Source organism: Streptomyces sp. NPDC091412 (genome assembly GCF_044756885.1).
Taxonomy (GTDB): Bacteria; Actinomycetota; Actinomycetes; order Streptomycetales; family Streptomycetaceae; genus Streptomyces.
The window spans coordinates 728,271-753,818 of record NZ_JBIVTV010000001.1 but is presented as its reverse complement, the minus strand read 5'-3'; the positions used below and the strand labels follow the sequence as shown (position 1 = coordinate 753,818).

General features: G+C 70.9%; 22 protein-coding genes and 1 riboswitch. Of the genes, 17 read left to right on the top strand and 5 right to left on the bottom strand.

Annotated features, from left to right (window positions below):
• Window positions 1–1,032 precede the first annotated feature (1,032 nt).
• The gene (locus ACIQMV_RS03405; RefSeq protein WP_141361600.1) at window positions 1,033–2,007 is read left to right on the top strand and encodes a carbohydrate kinase family protein; all 975 of its coding nucleotides are present in this window, start codon (window positions 1,033–1,035) and stop codon (window positions 2,005–2,007) included.
• A gap of 280 nt (window positions 2,008–2,287) precedes the next feature.
• On the opposite strand, the gene ACIQMV_RS03400 is transcribed toward ACIQMV_RS03405, so the two are convergent.
• Complete coding sequence (locus tag ACIQMV_RS03400) at window positions 2,288–3,670, bottom strand: cysteine desulfurase/sulfurtransferase TusA family protein (protein WP_402590769.1); 1,383 nt, start codon at window positions 3,668–3,670, stop codon at window positions 2,288–2,290.
• A gap of 342 nt (window positions 3,671–4,012) precedes the next feature.
• Between ACIQMV_RS03400 and coxB the strand changes: the two genes are divergently transcribed.
• The 4 genes from coxB (at window position 4,013) to ACIQMV_RS03380 (ending at window position 8,508) form a co-directional block, all read left to right on the top strand.
• Window positions 4,013–4,972, top strand: coding sequence for a cytochrome c oxidase subunit II (gene coxB / locus ACIQMV_RS03395; RefSeq protein WP_100572294.1), 960 nt, complete (start codon window positions 4,013–4,015; stop codon window positions 4,970–4,972).
• Window positions 4,969–6,705: a cytochrome c oxidase subunit I gene (gene ctaD / locus ACIQMV_RS03390; protein WP_141361604.1), complete on the top strand. Its 1,737-nt coding sequence runs from the start codon at window positions 4,969–4,971 to the stop codon at window positions 6,703–6,705. Before coxB ends, ctaD begins: the two co-directional genes overlap by 4 nt.
• The gene (locus ACIQMV_RS03385) at window positions 6,702–7,100 is read left to right on the top strand and encodes a cytochrome c oxidase subunit 4 (RefSeq protein WP_141361606.1); all 399 of its coding nucleotides are present in this window, start codon (window positions 6,702–6,704) and stop codon (window positions 7,098–7,100) included. Before ctaD ends, ACIQMV_RS03385 begins: the two co-directional genes overlap by 4 nt.
• A 151-nt stretch (window positions 7,101–7,251) precedes the next feature.
• Window positions 7,252–8,508 (top strand): Ig-like domain-containing protein, encoded by a 1,257-nt coding sequence (locus tag ACIQMV_RS03380; protein WP_402590768.1) that lies wholly within the window; start codon window positions 7,252–7,254, stop codon window positions 8,506–8,508.
• An 87-nt stretch (window positions 8,509–8,595) separates the two neighbouring features.
• On the opposite strand, the gene ACIQMV_RS03375 is transcribed toward ACIQMV_RS03380, so the two are convergent.
• Window positions 8,596–8,997 carry a hypothetical protein gene (locus ACIQMV_RS03375; protein WP_225074338.1) on the bottom strand — a complete coding sequence of 134 codons (402 nt, stop codon included), beginning with the start codon at window positions 8,995–8,997 and terminating at the stop codon, window positions 8,596–8,598.
• Window positions 8,998–9,208: 211 nt separating this feature from the next.
• On the opposite strand from ACIQMV_RS03375, the gene ACIQMV_RS03370 reads away from it, so the two are divergent.
• From ACIQMV_RS03370 to ACIQMV_RS03345, 6 genes are all read left to right on the top strand, one after another.
• Window positions 9,209–9,820 (top strand): heme-copper oxidase subunit III, encoded by a 612-nt coding sequence (locus ACIQMV_RS03370; RefSeq protein ID WP_100572299.1) that lies wholly within the window; start codon window positions 9,209–9,211, stop codon window positions 9,818–9,820.
• A gap of 62 nt (window positions 9,821–9,882) precedes the next feature.
• The gene (locus ACIQMV_RS03365) at window positions 9,883–10,692 is read left to right on the top strand and encodes a c-type cytochrome (protein ID WP_141361612.1); all 810 of its coding nucleotides are present in this window, start codon (window positions 9,883–9,885) and stop codon (window positions 10,690–10,692) included.
• Entirely contained in the window at window positions 10,689–11,756 is a 1,068-nt protein-coding gene (locus tag ACIQMV_RS03360) for a Rieske 2Fe-2S domain-containing protein (protein WP_402590765.1), read from the top strand. Before ACIQMV_RS03365 ends, ACIQMV_RS03360 begins: the two co-directional genes overlap by 4 nt.
• Complete coding sequence (locus tag ACIQMV_RS03355) at window positions 11,753–13,414, top strand: cytochrome bc complex cytochrome b subunit (protein ID WP_141361616.1); 1,662 nt, start codon at window positions 11,753–11,755, stop codon at window positions 13,412–13,414. The genes ACIQMV_RS03360 and ACIQMV_RS03355 overlap by 4 nt, the downstream gene beginning before the upstream one ends.
• Before the next feature lie 147 nt (window positions 13,415–13,561).
• On the top strand, window positions 13,562–14,626 hold the full coding sequence (gene trpD, locus ACIQMV_RS03350; protein WP_141361618.1) for an anthranilate phosphoribosyltransferase: 1,065 nt from the start codon (window positions 13,562–13,564) through the stop codon (window positions 14,624–14,626).
• Between the two features lie 85 nt (window positions 14,627–14,711).
• Window positions 14,712–14,828: riboswitch (SAM riboswitch) on the top strand.
• Window positions 14,829–14,992: 164 nt separating this feature from the next.
• The gene (locus ACIQMV_RS03345; protein ID WP_402590762.1) at window positions 14,993–16,366 is read left to right on the top strand and encodes an aminotransferase class V-fold PLP-dependent enzyme; all 1,374 of its coding nucleotides are present in this window, start codon (window positions 14,993–14,995) and stop codon (window positions 16,364–16,366) included.
• A 26-nt stretch (window positions 16,367–16,392) separates the two neighbouring features.
• On the opposite strand, the gene ACIQMV_RS03340 is transcribed toward ACIQMV_RS03345, so the two are convergent.
• On the bottom strand, window positions 16,393–16,674 hold the full coding sequence (locus ACIQMV_RS03340) for an Lrp/AsnC family transcriptional regulator (RefSeq protein WP_141361622.1): 282 nt from the start codon (window positions 16,672–16,674) through the stop codon (window positions 16,393–16,395).
• Entirely contained in the window at window positions 16,671–17,423 is a 753-nt protein-coding gene (locus ACIQMV_RS03335; RefSeq protein ID WP_402590759.1) for a rhomboid family intramembrane serine protease, read from the bottom strand. Before ACIQMV_RS03335 ends, ACIQMV_RS03340 begins: the two co-directional genes overlap by 4 nt.
• Before the next feature lie 154 nt (window positions 17,424–17,577).
• On the opposite strand from ACIQMV_RS03335, the gene ACIQMV_RS03330 reads away from it, so the two are divergent.
• The 5 genes from ACIQMV_RS03330 (at window position 17,578) to ACIQMV_RS03310 (ending at window position 22,996) form a co-directional block, all read left to right on the top strand.
• Window positions 17,578–17,817, top strand: coding sequence for a hypothetical protein (locus tag ACIQMV_RS03330; RefSeq protein ID WP_100572306.1), 240 nt, complete (start codon window positions 17,578–17,580; stop codon window positions 17,815–17,817).
• A 66-nt stretch (window positions 17,818–17,883) separates the two neighbouring features.
• Window positions 17,884–19,233, top strand: a complete 1,350-nt coding sequence (locus ACIQMV_RS03325; RefSeq protein WP_402590757.1) for an NYN domain-containing protein — start codon at window positions 17,884–17,886, stop codon at window positions 19,231–19,233.
• A gap of 238 nt (window positions 19,234–19,471) precedes the next feature.
• Entirely contained in the window at window positions 19,472–20,506 is a 1,035-nt protein-coding gene (locus ACIQMV_RS03320) for an NlpC/P60 family protein (protein WP_402590755.1), read from the top strand.
• Window positions 20,507–20,750: 244 nt separating this feature from the next.
• Window positions 20,751–21,773 carry an NlpC/P60 family protein gene (locus tag ACIQMV_RS03315; protein ID WP_402590753.1) on the top strand — a complete coding sequence of 341 codons (1,023 nt, stop codon included), beginning with the start codon at window positions 20,751–20,753 and terminating at the stop codon, window positions 21,771–21,773.
• Between the two features lie 32 nt (window positions 21,774–21,805).
• Window positions 21,806–22,996 carry a hypothetical protein gene (locus ACIQMV_RS03310; protein WP_402590751.1) on the top strand — a complete coding sequence of 397 codons (1,191 nt, stop codon included), beginning with the start codon at window positions 21,806–21,808 and terminating at the stop codon, window positions 22,994–22,996.
• Here ACIQMV_RS03310 and ACIQMV_RS03305 read toward each other — a convergent pair.
• Window positions 22,984–24,234, bottom strand: coding sequence for a glycosyltransferase 87 family protein (locus tag ACIQMV_RS03305; protein ID WP_402590749.1), 1,251 nt, complete (start codon window positions 24,232–24,234; stop codon window positions 22,984–22,986). The genes ACIQMV_RS03310 and ACIQMV_RS03305 overlap by 13 nt on opposite strands.
• A gap of 163 nt (window positions 24,235–24,397) precedes the next feature.
• On the opposite strand from ACIQMV_RS03305, the gene ACIQMV_RS03300 reads away from it, so the two are divergent.
• On the top strand, window positions 24,398–25,540 hold the full coding sequence (locus tag ACIQMV_RS03300) for a glycosyltransferase family 4 protein (RefSeq protein WP_402590747.1): 1,143 nt from the start codon (window positions 24,398–24,400) through the stop codon (window positions 25,538–25,540).
• Window positions 25,541–25,548 lie beyond the last annotated feature (8 nt).

Genomic DNA, 25,548 nt, shown 5'->3' with positions numbered 1-25,548 from the left:
TGGGTTCGGCCCCGGGCCTGGCTGCGGGCTCGGACCCGCGCCCGGACCCGGCCTCGGGCTGCGACTGGGCTTTGCCGGACCTGGTTGCGGGCTCGGACCCGGCCTGGGATCCGGACCGGACCTTGGGCTCGGGCTCGGCCCGGGGCCCGGAGTGCCCCTCGGGCCCGGCCCCGGGCCGGCCCTCCGGCTCGGACTGGGTCCCGGACCCGGCCTCCGGTTGGGCTCCGGCCCCGGGCTCGGACTGGGTCCCGGACCCGGCCTCCGGTTGGGCTCCGGCCCCGGGCTCGGACTGGGTCCCGGACCCCGGCCCGGCCTGGGCTTCCGGCCCCGAAGCTTCCGGCCCCGAAGCCTCCGGCTCCGAGGTCTTCCCCCCGTCCAGGGCTTCCTCGGCGGTGCCCGTGGACTCGTCGTCGTGGTCGGGTCGCTCGGTGTTCACCGCATCGCTCCTTCGGCTGCGCAAGTGCTGCTCCCGTGACCCTGACCGGACCCTGACAAAGATGCGGGCCGGTGGGTCGTATCCCGTATCCCCCGGGAGGGGGACAGCGATGGGACGTGACGGGGGAGCGCGCGGTTCCCTTCCGTACGCCGATCGGGTCCCGGTTTCTGCGCCGGCCGGATCCCGGTCCGTATACCGGTCGGATCCCGGCCCGTACGCCGGTCGGATCCCGGCCCGTACACCGGTCGGATCCCGGCCCGTACACCGGTCGGGTCCCGGGCCGTACGCCGACCGGGTCCCGGACGGTGGAACGGCGACCCGGCGGGGCCCCGGGGTTGGACCGGTGGCCCGGTCGTCCCGGAGGTTGGACGGCGGCCCGGTCGTTCCGGACAGTGGAGTGGTGGCCCCGGTCGTTCCGGACAGTGGAGTGGTGCCCCCGGTCGTCCCCGGATGGTGGGGACGGTGACCCGGTCGGGTGCCGTCCGGTGGGGGAGTTCCGGGCGCGGTTCCGGACCGGCGAGCGGCGGCGTGGGCGCCGGACGCGGGAGCGGGTAGCGTGAACTGTCAATCCCCCTGACTCCAGGAGCGTCCACGCCGTGCGCATCGCAGTCACCGGCTCCATCGCCACCGACCACCTCATGACCTTCCCCGGCCGCTTCGCCGACCAGCTCGTCGCGGATCAGCTGCACACGGTCTCGCTCTCCTTCCTGGTCGACCAGCTGGACGTCCGGCGCGGCGGGGTCGGCGCCAACATCGCCTTCGGCATGGGCCAGCTCGGTACCAGGCCGGTCCTGGTGGGCGCCGCCGGACCGGACTTCGGCGAGTACCGGGCCTGGCTGGACCGGCACGGCGTCGACACCTCCTCGGTCCGTATCTCCGAGACCCTGCACACCGCCCGGTTCGTGTGCACCACCGACGCCGACCACAACCAGATCGGCTCCTTCTACACGGGCGCGATGAGCGAGGCCCGCCTCATCGAGCTCAAGACCGTCGCCGACCGCGTCGGCGGTCTCGACCTGGTCCTGATCGGGGCGGACGACCCGGAGGCGATGCTCCGGCACACCGAGGAGTGCCGCTCGCGCGCCATCCCGTTCGCCGCCGACTTCTCCCAGCAGATCGCCCGGATGAACGGCGACGAGATCCGGATACTGCTGGACGGGGCGACGTACCTCTTCTCCAACGAGTACGAGAAGGGCCTCATCGAGTCCAAGACCGGCTGGGACGACGCCGAGATCCTCTCCCGGGTCGGCCACCGCGTCACCACCCTCGGCTCGCGCGGCGTGCGCATCGAGCGGGCCGGCGCGGACCCGGTCGAGGTCGGCTGCCCGGACGAGGAGCGCAAGGCCGACCCGACGGGCGTGGGCGACGCCTTCCGCGCCGGGTTCCTCTCCGGCCTCGCCTGGGGCGTCTCCCTGGAGCGCGCCGCCCAGGTCGGCTGCATGCTGGCCACCCTGGTGATCGAGACCGTGGGCACCCAGGAGTACCAGCTGCGCCGGGCCCACTTCATGGAGCGCTTCACCAAGGCCTACGGCGACGACGCGGCCCGCGAGGTCCGCGCCCACCTCGCCTGAGCCTGACGGAGCGTCGGGCGGGCCCCTGCGGAACCTGGAGGAACCGCAGAGGAACCTAGTGCTGTGACCGGAAAGGTTCACCGGCTCGCGACGCCCGGCACGGCACTCCCCCAGCCTTCGGCCGGGGGTACCCCCACGCCGCGTTGTCGCATCACCCGAGTACATCCCGTACGCGGGCCATGCTCCGCCTTGCGAGGCTCCCCCACTGCCCGAAGGGCGTGGGAGGTGCCCCCAGCACCGGACGCCGCGAGCTTCCCGGCAAACCTTTCCGGCCACAGCACTAGGAGACCCGGCGGACGACGTAGGCCGAACCCACGTCCGCCGGCTCCTCGCCCACGTACTCCTGCCCGCGCATCTCGCACCACGCCGGGATGTCCAGCCGTGCCGCCTCGTCGTCGGACAGGACGCGCACCGTGCCGCCGACCGGTACGTCCCCGAAGACCTTGGCCAGCTCGATCACCGGGATCGGGCAGCGCCTGCCGAGGGCGTCCACGACCAGCGTGTCCTCCCGCACGGCGGCCGGTGCCGTCCCGGCCGGCGCCCCGAGCTTCTCCCGTACCCCCGCCACCACGCCCGGCAGGACGGCCAGGAACCGCTCGACCTCCTCCTCCGGCGTCCCGGGCGGCAGCGACACCCGCACGTTGCCCTCGCTCAGCACGCCCATCGCGCGGAGGACATGGCTCGGCGTCAGCGTGCTGCTCGTGCAGGACGAACCGGAGGAGACGGAGAAGCCCTCACGGTCCAGCTCGTGCAGCAATGTCTCCCCGTCGACATAGAGACAGGAGAAGGTGACGACCCCCGGCAGCCGGCGGACCGGGTCGCCCACGACCTCCACGTCCGGCACCAGCCGCGGCACCCGCGCCCGGATCCGCTCCGTCAATTCCCGCAGCCGTACCGCCTCCTCGGCCGCCTCCGCCCGCACCGCCCGCAGCGCGGCCGCCGCCGCCACGATCGCCGGGATGTTCTCGAACCCGGCCGCCCGGCCCGACTCCCGCTCGTCCAGCGGTCCGCGCGGCGCGAACCGCACCCCCTTGCGCACGACGAGCAGCCCGGTCCCGGACGGCCCGCCCCACTTGTGGGCGCTCGCGGTCAGCAGCGACCAGTCGCCGCCGACCGGACCCCAGCCCAGCGACTGCGCCGCGTCCACCAGCAGTGGCACGCCCGCCGCCCGGCACACCGCGGCCACCTCGGCGACCGGCTGCTCGGTGCCCACCTCGTGGTTGGCCGACTGAAGACAGGCCAGCGCGGTGTCCTCGCGCAGCGCCGCCCGGTACGACTCCACGGCCACCGTGCCCTGCCGGTCGACCGGCACCCGCGTGACCGACCCGCCGTCCGCCTCGTGCGCCTCGGCGGAATGGAGGACCGAAGAGTGTTCGACCTCTGACACGATCAGGTGGCGTCCGACGCGGCGGCGGCCCGCCAGCGCCCCCGTGATCCCGCTGTGCACCGCCCGTGTCCCCGACGAGGTGAACGTCAGCTCGTCGGCCCGGCACCCCACCGCCTCCGCGGCCGCCTCCCGGGCCGCGTCCAGCAGCAACCGGGCCCGCCGCCCCTCCCGGTAGAGACGAGCGGGGTCGGCCCACCCCTCGTCGAGGGCGGCCAGCAGAGCCTGCCGGGCGACGGGATGAAGGGGAGCACTGGAAGCAGCGTCGAAGTAGGCCACACGTCAACGCTAAGCGCTCCGAAGGCACACGGGACAGCGCCGAGGTGCGGCTTCGCCGCCCGGGCACGGGAGACCACAACCCGCCCGCAGCCACGACAAGGGGCGCATACATACCTCATCGGGCGCCCCGAACCCCCCTCACAAACCGGCCCACGAAGGGGTATCCCACCCCTTCGGGCTGACCCGCGGCGCGTATGGCACCCTCCCCGCGACCCGCCGGAAGGCGTCCAGTAGGGTTTGGTCCGCATAAACATCCAAACCCCTGCCCGACGCGGGGCCGCGACCGACCAGCGAGAAGGCCGCAGCCGAACAGCGCGGGCGAGACTCTCGGGAAGGCGCTACGTGAGTCCCAACGGCTCCGACCGCTCGCCGCGGCGCCCGATGCGGCGGAAGCTGCTGCAGGCACTGACTGCGGGCCTGGTCCTGGCGACCGCAACCGGTTGCACATACAAGGACTTTCCCCGGCTGGGTATGCCCACCCCGACCACGGAAGAGGCTCCCCGGATCCTCTCGCTGTGGCAGGGGTCCTGGGCGGCCGCGCTCGCCGTCGGCTGCCTGGTGTGGGGTCTGATCCTGTGGAGTGCTTTCTTCCACCGGCGCAGCCGCACCAAGGTAGAGGTTCCTCCGCAGACCCGGTACAACATGCCCATCGAGGCGCTGTACACGGTGGTCCCCCTCGTCATCGTCTCGGTGCTCTTCTACTTCACGGCCCGTGACGAGTCCAAGCTCCTGGACCTCTCCAAGAAGCCGGACGTCACGGTGAACGTCGTCGGCTACCAGTGGAGCTGGGCCTTCAACTACATCGAGCCCGTCGCCGGTTCGTCGGGCGACGCGAAGACCGACAAGAACCTGAACGCGATTCCGGACCGGTTCAAGGCGGACTTCCCGGCGAACGCCGGCGGTGTCTACGACTACGGCATTCCGGGCACGCGGAACCCGCAGAACGGCAACCCCGGTCCGACGATGTGGCTGCCCAAGGGCAAGACCGTCCGCTTCATCCTCACCTCGCGCGACGTCATCCACTCGTTCTGGGTGCTGCCGTTCCTGATGAAGCAGGACGTCATCCCCGGCCACACCAACTCCTTCCAGGTGACCCCCACCATGGAGGGCACCTTCCGGGGCAAGTGCGCCGAGCTCTGCGGCCAGGACCACTCCCGGATGCTGTTCAACGTGAAGGTCGTCTCGCCCGAGCGCTATGAGCAGCACCTCAAGGACCTCGCCAAGAAGGGGCAGACCGGTTACGTTCCCGCAGGCATCGCGCAGACGAGCCACGAGAAGAACCGGGAGACGAACAAGCTGTGAGCATCCTCAACGAACCTCAGGGTGCCGCGGCAGCTGAGGACTCTTACGAGAGCGAGCTGCCGGTCCGGCGCAGGCAACCGGGCAATCTCGCGGTGAAGTGGCTGACGACCACCGACCACAAGACGATCGGAACGCTGTACCTGGCGACGTCGTTCGCGTTCTTCTGCATCGGCGGCGTGATGGCGCTCCTCATGCGCGCCGAGCTGGCCCGTCCGGGCCTGCAGATCATGTCGAACGAGCAGTTCAACCAGGCGTTCACGATGCACGGCACGATCATGCTGCTGATGTTCGCGACGCCGCTGTTCGCGGGCTTCACGAACTGGATCATGCCGCTGCAGATCGGCGCCCCGGACGTGGCCTTCCCGCGGCTGAACATGTTCGCCTACTGGCTGTACCTGTTCGGCTCGCTGATCGCGGTGGGCGGTTTCCTCACCCCGCAGGGTGCCGCCGACTTCGGCTGGTTCGGCTACACCCCGCTGTCGGACGCGGTGCACTCGCCGGGCCTCGGCGGCGACCTGTGGATCATGGGTCTGGCCCTGTCCGGCTTCGGCACCATCCTCGGCTCGGTCAACTTCATCACCACGATCATCTGCATGCGCGCGCCCGGCATGACCATGTTCCGCATGCCGATCTTCGTCTGGAACGTGCTGCTGACCGCCGTGCTGGTCCTGCTGGCCTTCCCGGTGCTGGCGGCGGCGCTGCTCGCGCTGGAGGCGGACCGCAAGTTCGGCGCCCAGATCTTCGAGGCGTCCAACGGCGGCGCGCTGCTGTGGCAGCACCTGTTCTGGTTCTTCGGGCACCCCGAGGTGTACATCATCGCGCTGCCGTTCTTCGGCATCGTCAGTGAGATCATCCCGGTCTTCGCCCGCAAGCCGATGTTCGGCTACATGGGTCTGATCGGCGCGACGATCGCCATCGCCGGTCTGTCGGTGACGGTGTGGGCGCACCACATGTACGTCACCGGTGGCGTGCTGCTGCCGTTCTTCTCCTTCATGACCTTCCTGATCGCGGTCCCGACCGGTGTGAAGTTCTTCAACTGGGTCGGCACCATGTGGAAGGGCAGCCTCTCCTTCGAGACGCCGATGCTGTGGGCGACCGGCTTCCTGATCACCTTCGTCTTCGGTGGTCTGACCGGTGTGATCCTGGCCGCGCCGCCGCTGGACTTCCACATCTCGGACTCGTACTTCGTGGTGGCGCACTTCCACTACGTCGTCTTCGGCACCGTGGTGTTCGCGATGTTCGCCGGCTTCCACTTCTGGTGGCCGAAGTTCACCGGCAAGATGCTCGACGAGCGGCTCGGCAAGATCACCTTCTGGCTGCTGTTCATCGGCTTCCACGGCACCTTCCTGGTCCAGCACTGGCTGGGCGTGGAGGGCATGCCCCGCCGGTACGCCGACTACCTGGCGGCCGACGGCTTCACCGCGTTGAACACGCTGTCGACGATCTTCTCGTTCGTGCTCGGCCTGTCGGTCCTGCCGTTCTTCTACAACGTCTGGAAGACGGCCAAGTACGGCAAGCCGGTCGGCGTCGACGACCCGTGGGGCTACGGCCGCTCCCTGGAGTGGGCGACCTCCTGCCCGCCGCCGCGCCACAACTTCCTCACCCTGCCGCGGATCCGCAGCGAATCCCCGGCGTTCGACCTGCACCACCCCGAGATCGCCGCGCTCGACCAGCTCGAGAACGCCGGTCACGGGACGGCAGCCCTCGCTGGCGGCAAGGAGGCCGGCAAGTGAAGATCCAGGGCAAGATGTTCATGTGGCTGAGCGTCTTCCTGCTCATCACCGCCATCGTCTACGGCGTGTGGTCGAAGGAAGCGGTCGGCGCGACGGCGCTCTTCATGGCCTTCGGCCTGTCCATCATGATCGGCTTCTACCTGGGCTTCACGGCCCGGCGGGTCGACGTGGGCGCCCAGGACGACAAGGAGGCCGATGTCGCGGACGACGCCGGCGAGCTGGGCTTCTTCAGCCCGCACAGCTGGCAGCCGCTCGGCCTCGGCATCGGTGGCGCGCTGGCCTTCCTCGGCATCGCGGTCGGCTGGTGGCTCGTGTACTTCGCGGCGCCCATCATCATGATCTCCGTATGGGGCTGGGTCTTCGAGTACTACCGCGGCGAGAACCGCACCCAGTAACCAGCGCCGAGCATCGCTGAACACCAGGGAGTCCGGACTCTCCACCTGGAGAGTCCGGACTCCCTCTTTTGGTTGACTTATCCCCTCGAAAATTCCCTCGGACGGGTGAGTCACCGTGCCGGAGGTGACGAAGCTACCTAGCGTAAGGGCCATGAGCACCACTGTGATTTCCCGCGGAGCGGGAGCCGTCCTGCTGGTCGCCGCCCTCGGCACGAGTGCCACTGCCTGCGGTTCGGACGGCAATCCGCTGGCTGCCTACCCGTACGACGCGGCGGACCAGATCTCCTTCAGCGGCCCCACGGACGCCGGGAAGAAGGCCGACCCGGACAAGCCCCTGGAAGTCACCGCTCAGAGCGAGGACGGGCGCATCACGGACGTCACGGCCGTGGACGCCACGGGGCGTCAGGTCTCCGGCGAGCTGGCTGCCGACGGCAGCCGCTGGCACAGCACCTCACCGCTCGCCGGGGGCGCCCACTACACGGTCCGCGTGAGCACCGAGGACGAGGACGGAAGGCCCGGCCGCAAGGTCCTCACGTTCGACACGAACAAGCCCACGGGCCGGCAGCTCCTGAACGTCAAGTTCGGGCCGGAGGCGGGCACCTACGGTGTCGGCCAGCCCATCACGGCCGAACTCGACCAGCCCATCAAGGACAAGGCCCAGCGGGCCGTCGTCGAGCGTGCCCTCAGGGTCGACTCCAAGCCCGCCGTGCAGGGCTCCTGGTACTGGGTGAACGACAAGGAGCTCCACTACCGCCCCCAGGACTACTGGCCCGCCAACGCCACCGTCGAGGCGCGCAGCAACCTGGAGAACATCAAGATCAGCGACAAGCTGCGGGGCGGCGCGGCCAAGCCGCTGAAGATCACCACGGGTGACCGCATCGTGGCGGTCACGGACGCCGCCAAGCACCTGATGACGGTCTACAGGAACGACGAGAAGATCAAGGAGATCCCCATCACCACCGGCAAGCCCGGCTTCGAGACCCGCAACGGGATCAAGGTCGTGCTGGCCAAGCAGTACTACGTCCAGATGAAGAGCTCCACCGTCGGCATCGCCGCGGGCTCCAGCGATTCGTACGACCTGCCGGTGTACTACGCCACCCGCGTCACCTGGAGCGGCGAGTACGTCCACGCCGCCCCGTGGTCCGTCGGCTCCCAGGGAGCGGCCAACGTCAGCCACGGCTGCACCGGCATGAGCACCCCCAACGCCTCCTGGTTCTTCAACACCGTCCACGAGGGCGACCTGGTCCAGGTCGTCAACTCCGCCGGCCACAGCATGGAGCTCTTCGACAACGGCTTCGGCGACTGGAACATGCCCTGGCCGAAGTGGGTCCAGGGCAGTGCCATCGCCGGCGCCGACGGCGCCGTGGCGCAGACGAACAAGGCGCGGCTGACCCCGCAGGGTGTGTGAGACGCGGCGCGGCGGGGCCCGGACGAGGACACGGACGGCCCGCGGCCGCACAGGGCGGGGCCGTCCGCCGGGCCCCGCCCGAGTGCCTCAGACGCCGCTCAGCGCCTTCTTGCGCAGCAGGGAGGCCAGAGCGGCGGCGAACTCCACCGGTTCCACCGGAAGCGTGACCGCGGCGTCCGCACGGCTCCACGTGGCCAGCCACGCGTCCTGCGGCCGCCCGATGAGCAGCAGCACCGGAGGGCAGTTGAAGACCTCGTCCTTGATCTGCCGGCACATCCCCATGCCGCCCATGGGCACGGCCTCGCCGTCCAGGACACAGACGTCGATGCCGCCCCGGTCCAGCTCCTTGAGGACCGCGGCGGGCGTGGCGCACTCCAGGAACTCCACCACGGGGGCGTCCGGAGCGGGTCGGCGGCCGCTCGCCAGCCGCACCTGCTCCCGGGTGTTGGCGTCGTCGCTGTAGACCAGCACCGTGGCGGTCGCCTGCATTGTTCCTCCGCGTCGTTGGTCGGGAAAACCCCGTCGGGAACTGTCGGGAACTTCCGGGTACCGATGGCGCGGATGCTACCCCCTTCAACTCGTGGTAGACAGCGGTTGGAACAGCCCTTCGAGGGGCCGTTCGGGCAGAGCACACCCCCGGGACACTCCGAACGGCACCCCCCGGGGTGAGGGCGGGATAAGCGACCGACATAATGTCGGCGTGGCGACAGCAACGACAGTAGAAACCGGGCACGCGCACCCGTCGGTCAACCGACCGAACCTCACCAGCGTCGGAACCATCATCTGGCTGAGTTCCGAGCTGATGTTCTTCGCGGCCCTCTTCGCGATGTACTTCACCCTGCGATCGGTGACGGGTCCGGCGCACTGGAAGGAGATGGCGGGCGCTCTCAACGTCCCCTTCTCGTCGGTGAACACCACGATCCTGGTGCTCTCCTCACTCACCTGCCAGCTCGGCGTCTTCGCCGCCGAGCGCGGTGACGTGAAGAAGCTCCGGGGCTGGTTCATCGTCACCTTCATCATGGGTGCGATCTTCATCGGCGGTCAGATCTTCGAGTACACCGAACTGGTGAAGAAGGACGGCATCTCGCTGTCCTCCGACCCGTACGGCTCGGTGTTCTACCTGACCACCGGCTTCCACGGGCTGCATGTGACGGGCGGTCTCATCGCCTTCCTGCTGGTCCTCGGCCGCACCTACGCGGCCCGGAGGTTCACTCACGAGCAGGCGACCGCGGCCATCGTCGTGTCCTACTACTGGCACTTCGTCGATGTCGTCTGGATCGGACTCTTCGCCACGATCTACCTGATCAAGTAGCCGACGAACCGATCCAAGTCCGCAAAGCATCGACGCAGAAGATCCTGACACCGGGGTAATCCGTGAAAAAGCTCTCCGCACGACGACGCCATCCGCTGGCGGCGGTCGTCGTCCTACTCTTCGCGCTGGCGGCCACTGGGGGGCTGTACACCGCGTTCGCGCCCGCGAGCAAGGCGAAGGCCGAGGACACCGCCCAGTCCCTCACCATCGAGGAGGGCAGGAAGCTCTATCTGGTCGGCTGCGCCAGCTGCCACGGCACCGGTGGGCAGGGCACCACTGACGGTCCCAGCCTGGTGGGTGTGGGCGCGGCGGCGGTCGACTTCCAGGTGGGCACCGGCCGTATGCCGGCCCAGCAGCCGGGCGCGCAGATCCCGCGCAAGAAGGTCATCTACAACCAGGCCGAGATCGACCAGCTCGCCGCGTACATCGCGTCCCTGGGTGCTGGTCCCAACGTGCCGACGAAGAACCAGTACAGCCCTGAGGGCGCGGACGCCGCCAAGGGCGGTGAGCTGTTCCGCACCAACTGCGCCCAGTGCCACAACTTCACCGGCAAGGGCGGTGCGCTGACGCACGGCAAGTACGCCCCGGACCTCACGGGTGTGAGCAACAAGCACATCTACGAGGCCATGCAGACCGGCCCGCAGAACATGCCTTCCTTCCCCGACACGCTGCTGACGGAGAAGAACAAGAAGGAAATCATCGCGTACCTCGATGCGGTCAACGGTGACGAGACCACGACCCCGGGCGGTATGGACCTGGGTGGCCTCGGACCGGTCACCGAGGGTCTGTTCGCCTGGATCTTCGGGCTGGGTGCCCTTGTCGCGGTCGCCGTCTGGGTCGCCGCTCGGACCGCAAAGGCCAAGAAGTCATGAGTAGCCAAGACATTCCTGAAGAGAGCCTGCCCGCAGAGCAGGCAGCCCACGAGCACGGGCGCGGCGCGGTCTCCGTGGCGGACGAGCGGGCCCCGTTCGCCGACCCGGGACTGCCGCCCCACGAGCACCGGATCCAGGACATCGACGAGCGGGCCGCCAAGCGCTCCGAGCGCGCCGTCGCCCTGATGTTCACGGTGTCGATGCTGGCCACCATCGGCTTCATCGCCTCGTATGTGACGATCCCGCACGACAAGTCGATCTTCGTCTTCCCGCTCGGGCACATCAACGCGCTGAACTTCGCGCTCGGCCTCACGCTGGGCGTGGCGCTGTTCGCGATCGGCGCGGGCGCGGTCCACTGGGCCCGCACCCTGATGTCCGACGTCGAGGTCGCCGACGAGCGTCACCCGATCGCGGCGTCCCCCGAGGTCCGTGCGAAGGTCCACGCGGACTTCAAGCAGGGGGCCAAGGAGTCGGCGATCGGCCGTCGCAAGCTGATCCGCAACACGATGCTCGGCGCGCTCACGCTGGTGCCGCTGTCCGGCGTCATGCTGCTGCGCGACCTGGGCCCGCTGCCCGGGACCAGCCTGCGCCACACGCTGTGGGCCAAGGGCAAGCGCCTCGTCAACATGAACACCAACCTGCCGCTGCGTCCCGAGGACGTCTCCGTCGGCTCGCTCACCTTCGCGATGCCGGACGGTCTGAAGGAGACGGACGAGGACTTCGCCAACGAGATCGCCAAGGCCGCCCTGATGATCATCCGGCTCGAGCCGGCCGACATCAAGGACAAGCGCGAACTCGACTGGGGCCACGAGGGCATCGTCGCCTTCTCGAAGATCTGCACCCACGTGGGTTGCCCGATCTCCCTGTACGAGCAGCAGACGCACCACGCCCTGTGCCCGTGCCACCAGTCCACCTTCGACCTCTCCGACGGTGCCCGAGTGATCTTCGGCCCCGCCGGCCACGCTCTGCCGCAGCTGCGCATCGGCGTGGACAGCGAGGGTTACCTCCAGGCGCTCGGCGACTTCGCGGAGCCCGTCGGTCCTGCATTCTGGGAGCGCGGATGAGTACATCAGCAGCCAACACGAATCCGTCTGCCGCAGGCGCGGCGGGCCGCTCTCGCGGGCAGGCACCGGCCGGCGAGAGGCTCGCCGACTGGGCCGACGGCCGGCTCGGGATCTACTCCCTGGCCAAGGCCAACATGCGCAAGATCTTCCCCGACCACTGGTCGTTCATGTTGGGCGAGGTCTGCCTCTACAGCTTCATCATCATCATCCTCACGGGTGTGTACCTGACGCTGTTCTTCCACCCCTCGATGAGCGAGGTGGTGTACAACGGCTCGTACGTCCCGCTGCAGGGTCAGCTGGTGTCCGAGGCGTTCAACTCGACCATGCACATCTCCTTCGAGGTGCGCGGTGGTCTGCTCATCCGGCAGATCCACCACTGGGCCGCGCTGATCTTCCTGGCCGGCATGTTCGTGCACATGATGCGCGTGTTCTTCACCGGCGCGTTCCGCAAGCCGCGTGAGATCAACTGGCTGTTCGGCTTCCTGCTGTTCGCCCTGGGCATGTTCACCGGTTTCACCGGTTACTCGCTCCCGGACGACCTGCTCTCCGGCACCGGTGTCCGCTTCACCGAGGGTGCGATCCTGTCCATGCCGATCGTCGGCACGTACATCTCGTACTTCCTCTTCGGCGGCGAGTTCCCCGGTCACGACTTCGTGGCGCGGTTCTACTCGATCCACATCCTGCTGCTGCCCGGCATCATGCTGGGCCTGGTGGTGGCCCACCTGATCCTGGTCTTCTACCACAAGCACACGCAGTTCGCGGGTCCCGGCAAGAGCAACAAGAACGTCGTCGGCATGCCGCTGCTGCCGGTGTACATGGCCAAGGCCGGCGGCTTCTTCTTCCTGGTCTTCGGTGTCCTCGCGATGATCGCGGCGCTCGTGGAGATCAACGCGATCTGGGTGATCGGCCCGTACCGTCCGGACCAGGTGTCCACCGGCGCCCAGCCCGACTGGTACATGGGCTTCGCCGAGGGTCTGGTCCGCTTCATGCCGGGCTGGGAGGTCAACTTCTGGGGCCACACGCTCGTCCTGGGCGTGTTCATCCCGCTGGTCCTCTTCGGTCTGGTCCTGGCGGCGCTGGCGCTCTACCCGTTCATCGAGTCCTGGATCACCGGCGACAAGCGCGAGCACCACATCCTGGACCGTCCGCGCAACGCCCCGACGCGTACCGCGTTCGGTGTCGCCTGGATCACGATGTACATGATCACGCTGGTCGGCGGCGGCAACGACCTGTGGGCCACGCACTTCCACCTGTCGATCAACGCGGTCACCTGGTTCGTCCGGATCGGCTTCTTCGTCGGACCGATCATCGCGTTCGTCGCCACCAAGCGGATCTGCCTCGGCCTCCAGCGCCGCGACAAGGAGAAGGTGCTGCACGGTCGCGAGACCGGCATCATCAAGCGCCTGCCGCACGGTGAGTTCATCGAGGTCCACGAGCCGCTCAGCCAGGAGCAGCTCTACACGCTCACGGCGCACGACCAGTACGAGCCGGCCGAGATCGGTCCGGCGGTCGACGAGAACGGCGTCGAGCGCAAGATCAAGGGCTCGCAGAAGCTGCGCGCCAAGCTCAGCAACGCGTACTACGGCGAGGACAACCAGATCCCGAAGCCGACCGTCGAGGAGTACAGGGAGATCACGAGCGGCCACGGCCACCACTGATCACTGACCGCTGAGCGTCGCCACGCCACGGTCGAAGGGCCCCGTCCGATCCCCGGACGGGGCCCTTCGCCATGCCCGGGGCTGGATAGGGTGGACCTGTTCGAAGACTCGCGTCCCGCATACGGGACACCGACCCAGGAGCGGCATATGAACGCTGTGACCCCCGCTGGAGGCAACACCGCGGCGGGCCGCTCCTGGCCCGCCCTGCTGAACGGCCTGCTGGACGGCCGGAACCTCACCGCCGACGAGACCGCCTGGGCGATGGACCTGATCATGCGCGGCGAGGCGACCGACGCGCAGATCGCCGGGTTCGTGGTGGCCCTCCGGGCCAAGGGCGAGACGGTGGAGGAGATCACCGGCCTGGTCCGGACGATGTACGAGCACGCCAATGTGATCGAGGTGCCCGGCGAGACCGTCGACATCGTCGGCACCGGCGGCGACGGCGCCAAGACCGTGAACATCTCCACCATGTCCTCGATCGTCGTGGCCGGCACGGGCGCCGGCGTCGTCAAGCACGGCAACCGGGCCGCGTCCTCCGCCTCCGGAGCCTCCGACGTACTGGAGAAGCTCGGCGTCAATCTGGAGCTGACGCCGCGGCGGGTGGCCGAGGTCGCGCAGGAGGCCGGAATCACCTTCTGCTTCGCGATCAAGTTCCATCCGGCGCTGCGCCACGCGGGCGCCGCCCGCGGCCAGTTGGCCATCCGCACGGTCTTCAACGTGCTGGGCCCGCTGACCAACCCGGCCAGGGTGCGGGCCCAGGCCGTCGGGGTCGCGGACCCGCGCATGGCACCGGTCGTCGCCGGCGTCTTCGCCGAGCGCGGCCACTCCTCCCTGGTCTTCCGGGGCGACGACGGCCTCGACGAGCTCACCACGACCGCCACCTCCCAGGTCTGGATCGTCCGGGACGGCAAGGTGACCCAGGAGCGCTTCGACCCGCGGGACGTCGGCATCGAACTGGTGCCCGTGGAGGCGCTGCGGGGCGGTGACGCCTCCTACAACGCCGAGGTGGCCCGCCGCCTGCTGGACGGAGAGCAGGGGCCCGTACGGGACGCCGTCCTGCTGAACTCCGCGGCGGCGCTGGTGGCCCTGCGGCCGGGTCCGGGCACCCTTGCCGAACAGATCCGGTCCGGGATGGACCGCGCGGCGGAGTCGATCGACTCCGGGTCCGCCAAGCGCACGCTGGAGCGCTGGGTGGCCGTCAGCAACGCCTGAGACCCGAACCTCCCGTCGCAAGGCGCAGTCCACGATCCGGACTGCGCCTTGCGCGTGGAAGATCGTGTGGCAGGATGCTGAAACAGGTCATGAGTGACAGCCATGTGGCCCCGGCCGGCTGTCCGGCAACCCTCCGTCCGTGGCGGGGTGCCCCGGGTGAAGACCAGGCCGTAGGCAGCGAGGCCCACGGCAAGCGCGGACCCCTCGCATCACCAGGGGTCCTGGTCGTACGAGGGAGCCTCCCGTGAGCAAGCGAATGCGTTAGGGCGTAGAGCCCCGCCTCCGCATCACCCATTTCACCCTTCTCCACGCTCGAGCCGTGCCCGCTCGCGTGGTGATTTCGCCTGCTTTCACGGGAGTTCACCCATGTCCGTTTCCGCCGTCCCCACCGTCGCCGCCGCCGGCCAGTCCGTCCGTGCCCCGCTGCCCGTGCTGGGCCGGGACGTCACCGTTCCGCTCGTCACCGGCGGGGAGGTCACCTACGCGGCGCTCGACTACGCCGCCAGCGCGCCCGCCCTCCAGCGCGTCTGGGACGACGTGGCGGCGTACGCGCCGTACTACGGCAGCGTCCACCGCGGCGCCGGCTACCTCTCCCAGCTCTCCACCGACCTGTTCGAGAACGCCCGGAACACGGTCGCGGAGTTCCTGGACTGCCGTGCGGAGGACCAGGTGGTCTTCACCCGGTCCACCACCGACTCCCTCAACCTGCTCGCCCGGGCGCTGCCCGCGGACTGCCAGGTCTTCGTCTTCGAGACCGAGCACCACGCCTCGCTGCTTCCGTGGCGGGACGCGCGGGTGACCTGCCTCGACGCCCCGCGCACCCCGGAGCAGGCCGTGGCGACCCTGGAGCGGGCCCTCGCCGGCCGCGACCCCCACGGCCCCGCCCTGGTGTGCGTCACCGGCGCCTCCAACGTCACCGGCGAGCTGTGGCCCGTGCGGGAGCTGGCCGCCGCCGCCCACGCGCACGGCGCCCGGATCGTCCTGGACGCCGCCCAGCTCGCCCCGCACCACCCGGTGTCCGTCCGCGACCTCGACGTCGACTGGGTCGCCTTCTCCGGCCACAAGCTGTACGCCCCGTTCGGCTCCGGCGTCCTCGCCGGCCGCGCCGACTGGCTGCGCGAGGCCGAGCCGTACCTCGCGGGCGGCGGCGCGAGCCGCACGGTGGCGCGGCGTGCCGACGGGTCCGTGGACGTGCGGTGGCACGAGTCGGCCGCCCGCCACGAGGCCGGGTCGCCGAACGTCATCGGCGCCTACGCCGTCGCCTCGGCCTGCACGGCGCTGACCGAGGCCGGTTTCGACGACCTCGTCGCGCGTGAGCGGTACCTGATCCGCAAGGTGCGGGCGGGCCTCGCCGAGGTGCCCGAGGTCAGGGTGCTCTCCCTGTTCGGCGACGACGCCCCGCGGGTCGGAGTGATCTCCTTCGTCGTGGCGGGCTGGAACAGCTCCCACTTCGCCGCCGCCCTCTCCGCCGAGTACGGCATCGGCGTCCGCGACGGCCTCTTCTGCGCCCACCCCCTGGTCCGCACCCTGCTGGGCGGCGATCCGCAGAGCCAGGGCGAGTGCGGCTCGCCCGAGGCCGCCCCGGGCGAGAAGTCCCTCAACGCCATCCGCGTGAGCTTCGGCGCGGGCACGCCCGACGAGCACGTGGACCGCTTCGTGGCGGCGGTGCGGGAGCTGGTCAGGGACGGCGCGAAGTGGACGTACCGCACGGAGGGCGGCCGCTGCGTGCCCGCGGTGTGATCCGCCCGCTCAGGAGCCGGGGGCGGTCAGGAGTCCAGCCCGATGGCGAACGCCGCCTCCAGGTCGTGCTGCGAGTAGGTGCGGAAGGCCACGTGCGTGTCCGTCCCCTCGACGCCCGGGATCTTGCTGATCCGCCCCGGGATGACCTCCGCCAGGTCCTCGTGCTGCCGCACCCGGACCATGGCGATCAGGTCGTACGTGCCGGTGACGGAGAAGACCTCGCTGACCGAGTCCAGTGAGGCGATCCGCTCGGCGATCTCGGGGATCCGGTCCACGCTGGTCTTGATGAGGACGATCGCGGTGATCACGGCTGGTTCTCTCCCTCGGGGGCCGGAGCAGGGGCGGCCTTCACTCTAGTCTTCCGGCCGAACCCGGCCCACGCGCAGGCGAAGCCCAGGGCGAAGCCCACCACGTGGGCCAGGTAGGCGACCTGCGGTCCCTCGGCGGCGCGCCCGGCGGCCAGCCACTGGAGGGCCGCCCAGAAGGGCAGCACCACCCACGCGGGAAAGCGCAGCGGCAGGAAGAACAGGAACGGGAAGAGACTGGTCACCCGGGCGCTGGGGAACAGGTAGAGAAACGCGCCGAGGACCGCCGAGATCGCGCCCGAGGCCCCCACCAGGCTCTGCCCGGAGGCGGCGTTGGCGACCGCGTAGCCCACCAGGGCCAGGTAGCCGCAGCCGACGTAGAACAGCGTGAACCGGACGCGGCCCATGCGCTCCTCGGTCATCGCCCCGAAGACGTAGAGGAAGAGCATGTTGCCGAGCAGGTGCACCCAGCTGCCGTGCACGAACAGGGCCGTCGCGGGGGTGAGGGCGGCCCGGAACGAGCCGGTGAACAAATCAGCGGGGATCACGCCCCACCGCCGGAAATAGGCCCGCTGGGCGAGCAGCAGCGCGTCCCCCGTGCCGTAGGAGGGATTGAGGCCCGCCGCCGGGCCGGCCACGAAGATCAGACAGCACAGGACGATCAGGGCGCACGTCACCGGCGCCTGCATGTTCCGTACCGTCCTGGCCGCCCTGATCGTCCGGGCGGCCACCGTGTACCTGTTGCCGATCATGTGCACAGAGCATGGCGTAACCGGACGCAAGCGCACAGACCGCCTCGCCGCCGTGGACGGACCGGCGCCGAGTCGCCGCCAGGCCGTAGGGTTACGTGCCACACGCCCAGGGAAGCTGGCGCGTCATGGACACAGAAGGAAGCGAACAGTCGCGATGACGGTTCCCCTGCCGACCGCCACGACCCGGTGGCGCTGCACCCTGTGCGGCAACCTCACCCGTTTCGACGTGACCCGCTCGTCGAAGGTCGTCGAGTACGTCCACCTCGATCTGGCCGGAGAGCCGCAGGTCGAGGAGCGCGAGGTGGTCAGTGAGACGATCGAGTCGGTGCGTTGCCGCTGGTGCAACGCCGTGGACCAGGTGGAACTCGTGGACAGGCCGGGCGCCGGCTCCTGAGCGGAGCGGGCCCGCACAGGCGACCCCCGCGGGGGTCCGCGAAGCACAGAGGCATTGGGGTGACGGATGGCGGAGACACAAGGCGGGGGGCCGGGCGACGGCACCGCCGAGGTGCTCGACCGTCCCCTGCCCGACGGAGTGCGCCACCGGGTCGTTCAGATCGTCTCCGACTCCTTCGGCACGCTGACGTTCGCCGAGCTGCCGCCGCAGCTGCGGCAGTACGCCCGGTTCACCCCCAGCCGCCGGGCGAAGTTCGCGGGCAACGCGATGGCGGCCGCGCTGGAGACCGATCCGCTGTTCCGCCAGCGCATCGGCGAGAAGTTCAAAGAGGACCAGCCCGAGCTGTCGGGTGCCCTCGACTCCGGCTCGCCGCCCCCGGCCGCGGATCCGCTCGACGTGGCGGCCGCGGCCTACGTACTGCGCCCGCCGGGCTGGGTGAAGCTGGTCGCCGCCGCGGGCGAGGAGGCCCAGCGGGTGGACGCCGAGCGCGCCGACGAGGAGAGCCGCGCCGAACTGGAGCGGCTGCGCGCCGAGCTGGCGGCGGCCCGCGAGCAGACCCGCGCCGACACCGAGCGGCTGCGGGCCGAGCTGGACGCCGCCAGGAAAGAGGCCGAGTCGCTGCACCGCAAGCTGCGGGCCGCGCACAGCGACGTCAAGCGCGGTGAGGCCGCGCTGCGCAAGGCGCGGAGCGACATCGAGGCCCTGCGCGCCGAGGGGCAGGCGCAGGTGTCGTCCGCCGAGAGCGAGGCCCGGCGGCTCAAGGCGCGTCTGGGGGAGGCGGAGGCCGCGCTGGAAGCCGCCCGCAGGGCGGCCCGCGAGGGGCGCAGCGTGGAGGACATGCGGGTGCGGCTGCTGCTGGACACCGTCCTCGACGCGGCCCAGGGGCTGCGCCGGGAGCTGGCGCTGCCGCCGGTGTCGGTGCGGCCGGCGGAGACCGTGGACGCGGTCGAGCCGGGCCGGATGACCCCCAAGGACATCGCCGCCCGCGCGCTGTCCGAGCACGACCCGGCGATCCTCGACCAGTTGCTCGCGCTGCCGCAGGCCCATCTGGTCGTCGACGGCTACAACGTCACCAAGACCGGCTATCCGCAGATGCCGCTGGAGAAGCAGCGGCTGAGGCTGCTGGGGCAGCTGTCGCAGCTCGCCGCGCAGACCGGCGCCGAGGTCACCTGTGTCTTCGACGGGGCCGAGCTGGTCGCGCCGGTGCTCCTCGCGCCGCCGCGCGGTGTGCGGGTGCTGTTCTCCAAGCCGGGGGTCACGGCGGACGAGCTGATCCGTCAGCTGGTGCGGGCCGAGCCGCCCGGCCGTCCGGTGATCGTCGTCTCGACCGACCGTGAGGTCGCCGACGGGATCGCGAAGGCGGGGGCGCGGCCGGTGGCCTCGGCGGTGCTGCTGAAGCGGCTCTCGCGCGGCTGAAACCGGACGTAGGGCTACGTAAGCCTCAAGCGCAACATACAGGCAGCATTCCCGAATTCACCGGAAGCGTCACGCGACGCAGGGTCAAGTGGTCCTCACTGCCGGTGAGTTATGGGCAAAGAATGAAGTGACTGGTGGGATTTTCCGCCTCAGGATTTGAATTCATCACGATGAGGTCACTAGGGTCGAGCCTCGAACCTCCGAGCGGGTGATCACTCAGAAGAAGGAGCTCGCTTCCGTGGCGTCCCACCGTCGACCCAAGCAACCCAGCCGTGCGCGCGTGACCGTGCTCACCACCGCGGCGGCAGCGGCTGTAGCCATCAGTGCCCAGGCCGCCAATGCCGCCCCGAGCGCGAAGCCGAGCAAGGACGAAGTCAAGTCCAAGGTCGACGAGCTCTACGAGCAGGCGGAGCAGGCCACCGAGAAGTACAACGGGGCCAAGGAGAAGCAGGAGAAGCTCCAGAAGGAGATCTCCACCATCCAGGACAACGTCGCCCGCGGCCAGCAGGAGCTCAACAAGCTCCGCGACGGCCTCGGTTCGATGGCTGCCGGCCAGTACCGCACCGGCGGGATAGATCCGTCGCTCCAGCTCTTCCTGTCCGCCGACCCGGACGACTACCTCGACAAGGCCTCCACGCTCGACCAGTTGAGCGGCCAGCAGGTCGAGGCGCTGAAGAAGATCCAGGACAAGCAGCGCGAGCTCAGCCAGGAGCGGTCCGAGGCCTCCTCGAAGCTCAAGGACCTCGCCGCCACCCGCACCGAGCTGGGCAAGAAGAAGAGCGAGGTCCAGGGCAAGCTCGCCGAGGCGCAGCGGCTCCTGAACAGCCTCACCGCAGCGGAGAAGGCCGCGCTCGCCGCCGAGCAGGACAGGGCCAGCCGGGCCTCCGCCGACCGCGTGCAGCTGGGCAGCTCCACCCCCGCCTCCGGCCGGGCCGGCGCCGCGTTCTCCGCCGCCCAGACCAAGATCGGCTCACCCTACGTCTACGGCGCCACCGGCCCGTCCTCCTACGACTGCTCGGGTCTGACCTCCTGGGCTTACGCCCAGGCCGGTGTCAGCATCCCGCGCACCTCCCAGGCGCAGGCCAACGCGGGCACCCGGATCTACTCGCAGAGCCAGCTCCAGGTCGGCGACCTGGTCATCTTCTACGGCGACCAGCACCACGTCGGCCTCTACGCGGGCAACGGCCAGGTGCTGCACGCCCCGCGCACCGGCACCGTCGTGCGCTACGAGTCGATCAACAACATGCCCTTCCAGTTCGGCGTCCGCATCTGACGCCACCCCGGGAGCACGCCTCGTACTCGCCCGAACGGGCGAATCCCGGCACCCCACGGTGACCCCACGCCCCGCCGATGACCTGCGTCAGAGGCGGGGCGCCCGTGTTCGGTGCCCCCTCCGCGGCTTTGGTCGCCGTGTGTCCGCGCGGCTACTGTCTGGCGCGTTTCCCGCAGGACGGGCGCTCGGCGTCTCGGCCCCGGGAAGCGGTCAGTGTCCGCCAGTGGAGGGAGTACGGCTTCCCGTGGGGTCTCATCGCCGCCCGGCACCGTCCGGGTTCGACCGGGGCGCGGGCGCCGCGTTCTGCGTTCTGTCCGCCGCGGCCGCCGCCCTCGGCGCCGTTCCGGCCACCTCGGCCGTCGCCGCTCCGCACGGCGACGCCCGGTCCGAGGTGGACCGCCTCTACCAGGAGGCCGAGAAGGCGACCGAGGCCTTCGACAAGGCCGGCGAGCGCGCCGACCTCCTGCGCACCCGGGTGCGGGACTTCCAGGACCGCATCGCCCGACGGCAGCAGCGCGTCAACGACCTCAGGGAATCGCTGGGTTCGCTGGCCGGAGCCCAGTACCGCTCCGGCTTCGACCCGTCGATCGCCCTGCTGTTCTCCCACGACCCGGCCGAATACCTCGACAGGGCCGCCACGCTCGACCGGATCACCGACCACCAGACCGGCGAACTGAAGGACCTGCGGCGGGCGCTGCGCGCACTCTCCCAGGACCGCGCCGAGGCCACCCGCGCCCTCGCCGAACTGGACAAGAGCCGCAAGGCGGTCGCGACCCACAAGCGGACGGTCGAGCAGAAGCTCGCCAGGGCCCGCCAACTCCTCGGCTCCCTGTCCCCGTCGGAGCGCGAGGCCTACGACCGGGCCTCCCGCTCCGGCCGCGAGGACTTCCTCCCCGGTTTCGACGCCGGACCGGCCGCCTCGGTCCGCGCGGCCGCCGCCCTCGCCGCCGCCCGCTCCGCCCTCGGCCGCCCTTACATCTGGGGCGCCAGCGGGCCCACGGGATTCGACTGTTCGGGCCTGATGCAGTGGTCGTACGCGCAGGCCGGGGTGCATCTGCCGCGTACCTCGCAGGAGCAGCGCAACGCGGGCCGGCGGATCCCGCTGTCCCAGGCCAGGCCCGGCGACCTGGTCGTCTACCGCTCCGACGCCGGCCATGTCGCGATGTACGCGGGCAACGGCCGGGTGATCCACGCGCCCCATCCGGGCGCTCCGGTGCGCTACGACCCGGTGAACATGATGCCGGTCTCGTCGGTCACCAGGGTCTGACGGCCGTCCCGGTGCCGCCGTACGATCGGGAAATGGCTGGTCGTGGGCGGGCGTCGAAATCCTCGGTGACGGTGGTGTGCCTGCTGCTCGCGTCCCTGACGGCTTGCGGCGGGCCGTCCGCGGCCGACACCGCGAAGGCCGAGGTGCAGCGGGTGCTCGACCGGCGGGCGGCGGCGGTCCTGCACCACGACCCGAAGGCGTACGCCGCCACCGGGACCCGGGCCCCGTACGCGCGGCTGCGGGCCGTCCCGCTGACGGACTGGTCCTACCGGCTGAAGAGCCTGCGCCGCGGCGGCGACACCGCGGTCGCGCGGGCCGAACTGCGCTACCGGGTCACCGGGTACGACAAGGCGCCCGTCACCGTGGGCCGCACGCTGACCCTGTCCACCGGCGCCGACGGGAAGTGGTACGTCGACTCCGACCGGCCGGAGAAGAAGTCCGCCGAGCAGCTGTGGGATCAGGGCACGGTCTCGGTGGTGCACGGGCGGAGCAGCCTCGTGCTCGGCGTCGGACACGGCGACGCGGTCCTGCGCGGCTACGCGGGCCTGGCCGACCGCGCGATACCCGCGGTGTCGGACGCGTGGGGCACGGACTGGAGCCGGCACGTCGTCCTGCTGGTGCCCAAGTCCCTGGAGGGCATGGCCGGACTGCTCGGCTCGCCCGCCTCCAACTACCGCGGGATCGCCGCCGTCACCACGGGCGAGACCGGGGGCGCGGGCCGGGCGCCCGCGGACCGGATCATCGTCAACCCCGCCGCCTACGGCATGCTCGGGTCGCTCGGCAAGCAGGTCGTCCTCACCCACGAGACGACCCACGTCGCCACTCGCGCCCACACCAACGCCGCCACCCCGCTGTGGCTCTCCGAGGGCTACGCCGACTGGGTCGGCTACCGAGGCACCGGCCGCCCCCCGGACCAGGTCGCGCCCGAACTGCGGCGCGCCGTGACCGACGGGGAGGTTCCCGCCGCGCTGCCGTCCGACGAGGACTTCGGCTTCGCCGGCGACCCGGCCCGGCTCGCCCGGGCGTACGAGAGCGGCTGGATGGCCTGTCGCATGATCGCCGACCAGTGGGGCGAGCGGCGCCTCGACGACTTCTACCGCTCCGTCGGCGCGCACGGCACCCGCGAGGGCGCGGTCGAGGACGCCCTGCGGAAGGTCCTCGGCACCACCCTGGACCGGTTCACCGAGCAGTGGCACGCGTATCTCGGACGTCAGCTGGGCTGATCGAGCCGGGCGGTGGGCCGGGCGGCCCGGTGCGGTGCCCGCGTCCGGGGCGCGGCGGTGACCGTCGAGCGCCACAGGGCCCGGCAGGCGGTCACGCCCGCGGCCACCAGCAGGCCGTTGCGCAGCAGCAGGAGGGTGACGCCGAGGCGGTCGCTCGCGACGACGTGCGCGAAGTACACCGGGAACTCCAGGGCCGTCACCGGGGCCGCCGCCAGGACGAGGCCGGCCGGCAGCCGCATGCCGTCGTCCCGGAAGCACAGGCAGACGGCGGCCAGCCCGATCAGCCACACCAGGTACTGGGGGCTGAGGACCCGGCTGGTGACCGTGAACAGCAGTACGGCCGTGAACGCGGCCTGGGCGGCCGTGTGCGGGCGGAAGCGGCGGGCCCGCAGCCGCCACAGCACCAGCCAGCCGAGGGCGGCCGCGGTCAGGGCCAGGGACGCGGTGCCGACCACGTCGGTGTACGGGCCGACGAACTCCAGCGAGCCGTAGGTGAGCAGCACCTGTCCGTTCCAGCCGAGGTGCCGGGCCACGTGGAGGACGAGCGCGGCCGGCGACTCCACCTCCACGCCCCGGTCGCGCTGCGCGGTCACGAAGGACAGGGCGCCGGGCATGGTGAGCGCGAACAGCGAGGCGAGCGGCGCCGCGGTCAGTGCCGCCGCCGTCCACGCACGGCGCCCGGCAGCACCCCGGAGGCCGGGCAGCAGCAGGACCGGCCACACCTTCAGCAGCGCTCCGAAGCCGGCCAGCGCGCCCATCGCGCGCGGGTGACGGACGCCCGCGAGCAGCGCGGCCACGGCCACCGCGGTCACCATCACGTCGTAGCGCGCGTACAGGATCGGGCCGAGCAGGGGCGCGCCCGCCGTCCACACCCAGGCACCGCGCAGCGGCCGGCCGGCCCGCCGCCCGGCGCACAGCAGCAGGCACAGCACCGCCAGGTCGGCCAGCAGCGCCAGCACGTGGAAGGCCGCGGTGTAGCCGAGGAACGGCAGGGTGGCGGGGGAGAGGATCGCCAGCGCGGCGGCGGGCGGGTACTGCCACGTGACGTCGCCGACGGGGAAGCCACCCTGCCGCAGCACCTCGTACCAGCCCTGGTAGATCACCGACACGTCCGCCGTGACGTCTTCCGCCCCCGCGAGGACGAACACCTTGAACACGAGGAGCACCAACACGGCCCGGCTGACACCCCAGACCGCCAGTACCCCGGTGAGCCTGCGCCGGGTACCTGTCCCGTCCACCTCGGTCCTCTCCCGTGAGCCCGACCGGTCCGATGGTTCCGATCAGTTTGCGTGGTTCGCGCGATTCGTGGTGCGGGGCACATGATCTCCCGGGGGGCCGGTGCGGGGCGGGTGGCATGGCCGTGGCCGGGTGCCCCGGTCGGGTTCGGTAGGGTCGGCCGGTGTGCGCAAGACCCTCATCGTGACCAACGACTTTCCGCCCCGGCCGGGTGGGATCCAGGCGTTCCTGCACAACATGGCGCTGCGGCTGGACCCGGAGCGGCTGGTCGTCTACGCCTCCACCTGGAAGCGGGGCCGGGAGGGTGCCGAGGCGACGGCCGCGTTCGACGCGGAGCAGCCCTTCACCGTCGTACGCGACCGCACCACGATGCTGCTGCCGACGCCGGGCGCGACCCGGCGCGCTGTCGGACTCCTGCGCGAACACGGGTGCACCGCGGTGTGGTTCGGGGCGGCGGCGCCGCTCGGGCTGATGGCGCCGGCCCTGCGGAGGGCGGGCGCCGAGCGGCTGGTGGCCACCACCCACGGGCACGAGGCGGGGTGGGCGCAACTGCCCGCGGCGCGCGGACTCCTGCGCCGCGTCGGGGAGTCGACGGACACGATCACCTACCTCGGCGAGTACACCCGCTCCCGGATCGCCACCGCGCTGACGCCCGAGGCGGCCGGCCGGATGGTGCGACTGCCCCCGGGCGTGGACGAGAAGACGTTCCACCCCGGCTCGGGCGGTGACGAGGTGCGGGCCCGGCTCGGGCTCACCGACCGGCCGGTCGTCGTGTGCGTCTCACGGCTGGTCAGGCGCAAGGGGCAGGACACGCTGATCCGGGCCATGCCGCGGATCCTGGCCGCCGAACGGGACACCGTGCTGCTGATCGTCGGCGGTGGCCCGTACGAGAAGGAGCTGCGCGCCCTGGCGGAGCGGACCGGGGTGGCCGGCTCCGTGCGCTTCACGGGCGCGGTCCCCTGGGCCGAGCTGCCCGCGCACTACGGCGCCGGTGACGTCTTCGCCATGCCCTGCCGCACCCGGCGCGGCGGACTCGACGTCGAGGGGCTCGGCATCGTCTACCTGGAGGCGTCCGCGACCGGGCTGCCCGTCGTCGCCGGGGACTCCGGCGGCGCCCCCGACGCGGTGCTCGACGGCGAGACCGGCTGGGTCGTGCGCGGCGGCTCCCCCGAGGACACCGCCGACCGCGTCGTCACGCTCCTGGGGGACGCCGAGCTGCGCCGCCGCATGGGGGAGCGCGGACGCTCCTGGGTCGAGGAGAAGTGGCGGTGGGACCTGCTGGCCCAGCGGCTCCGGGAACTGCTGTAGGGGAGCGG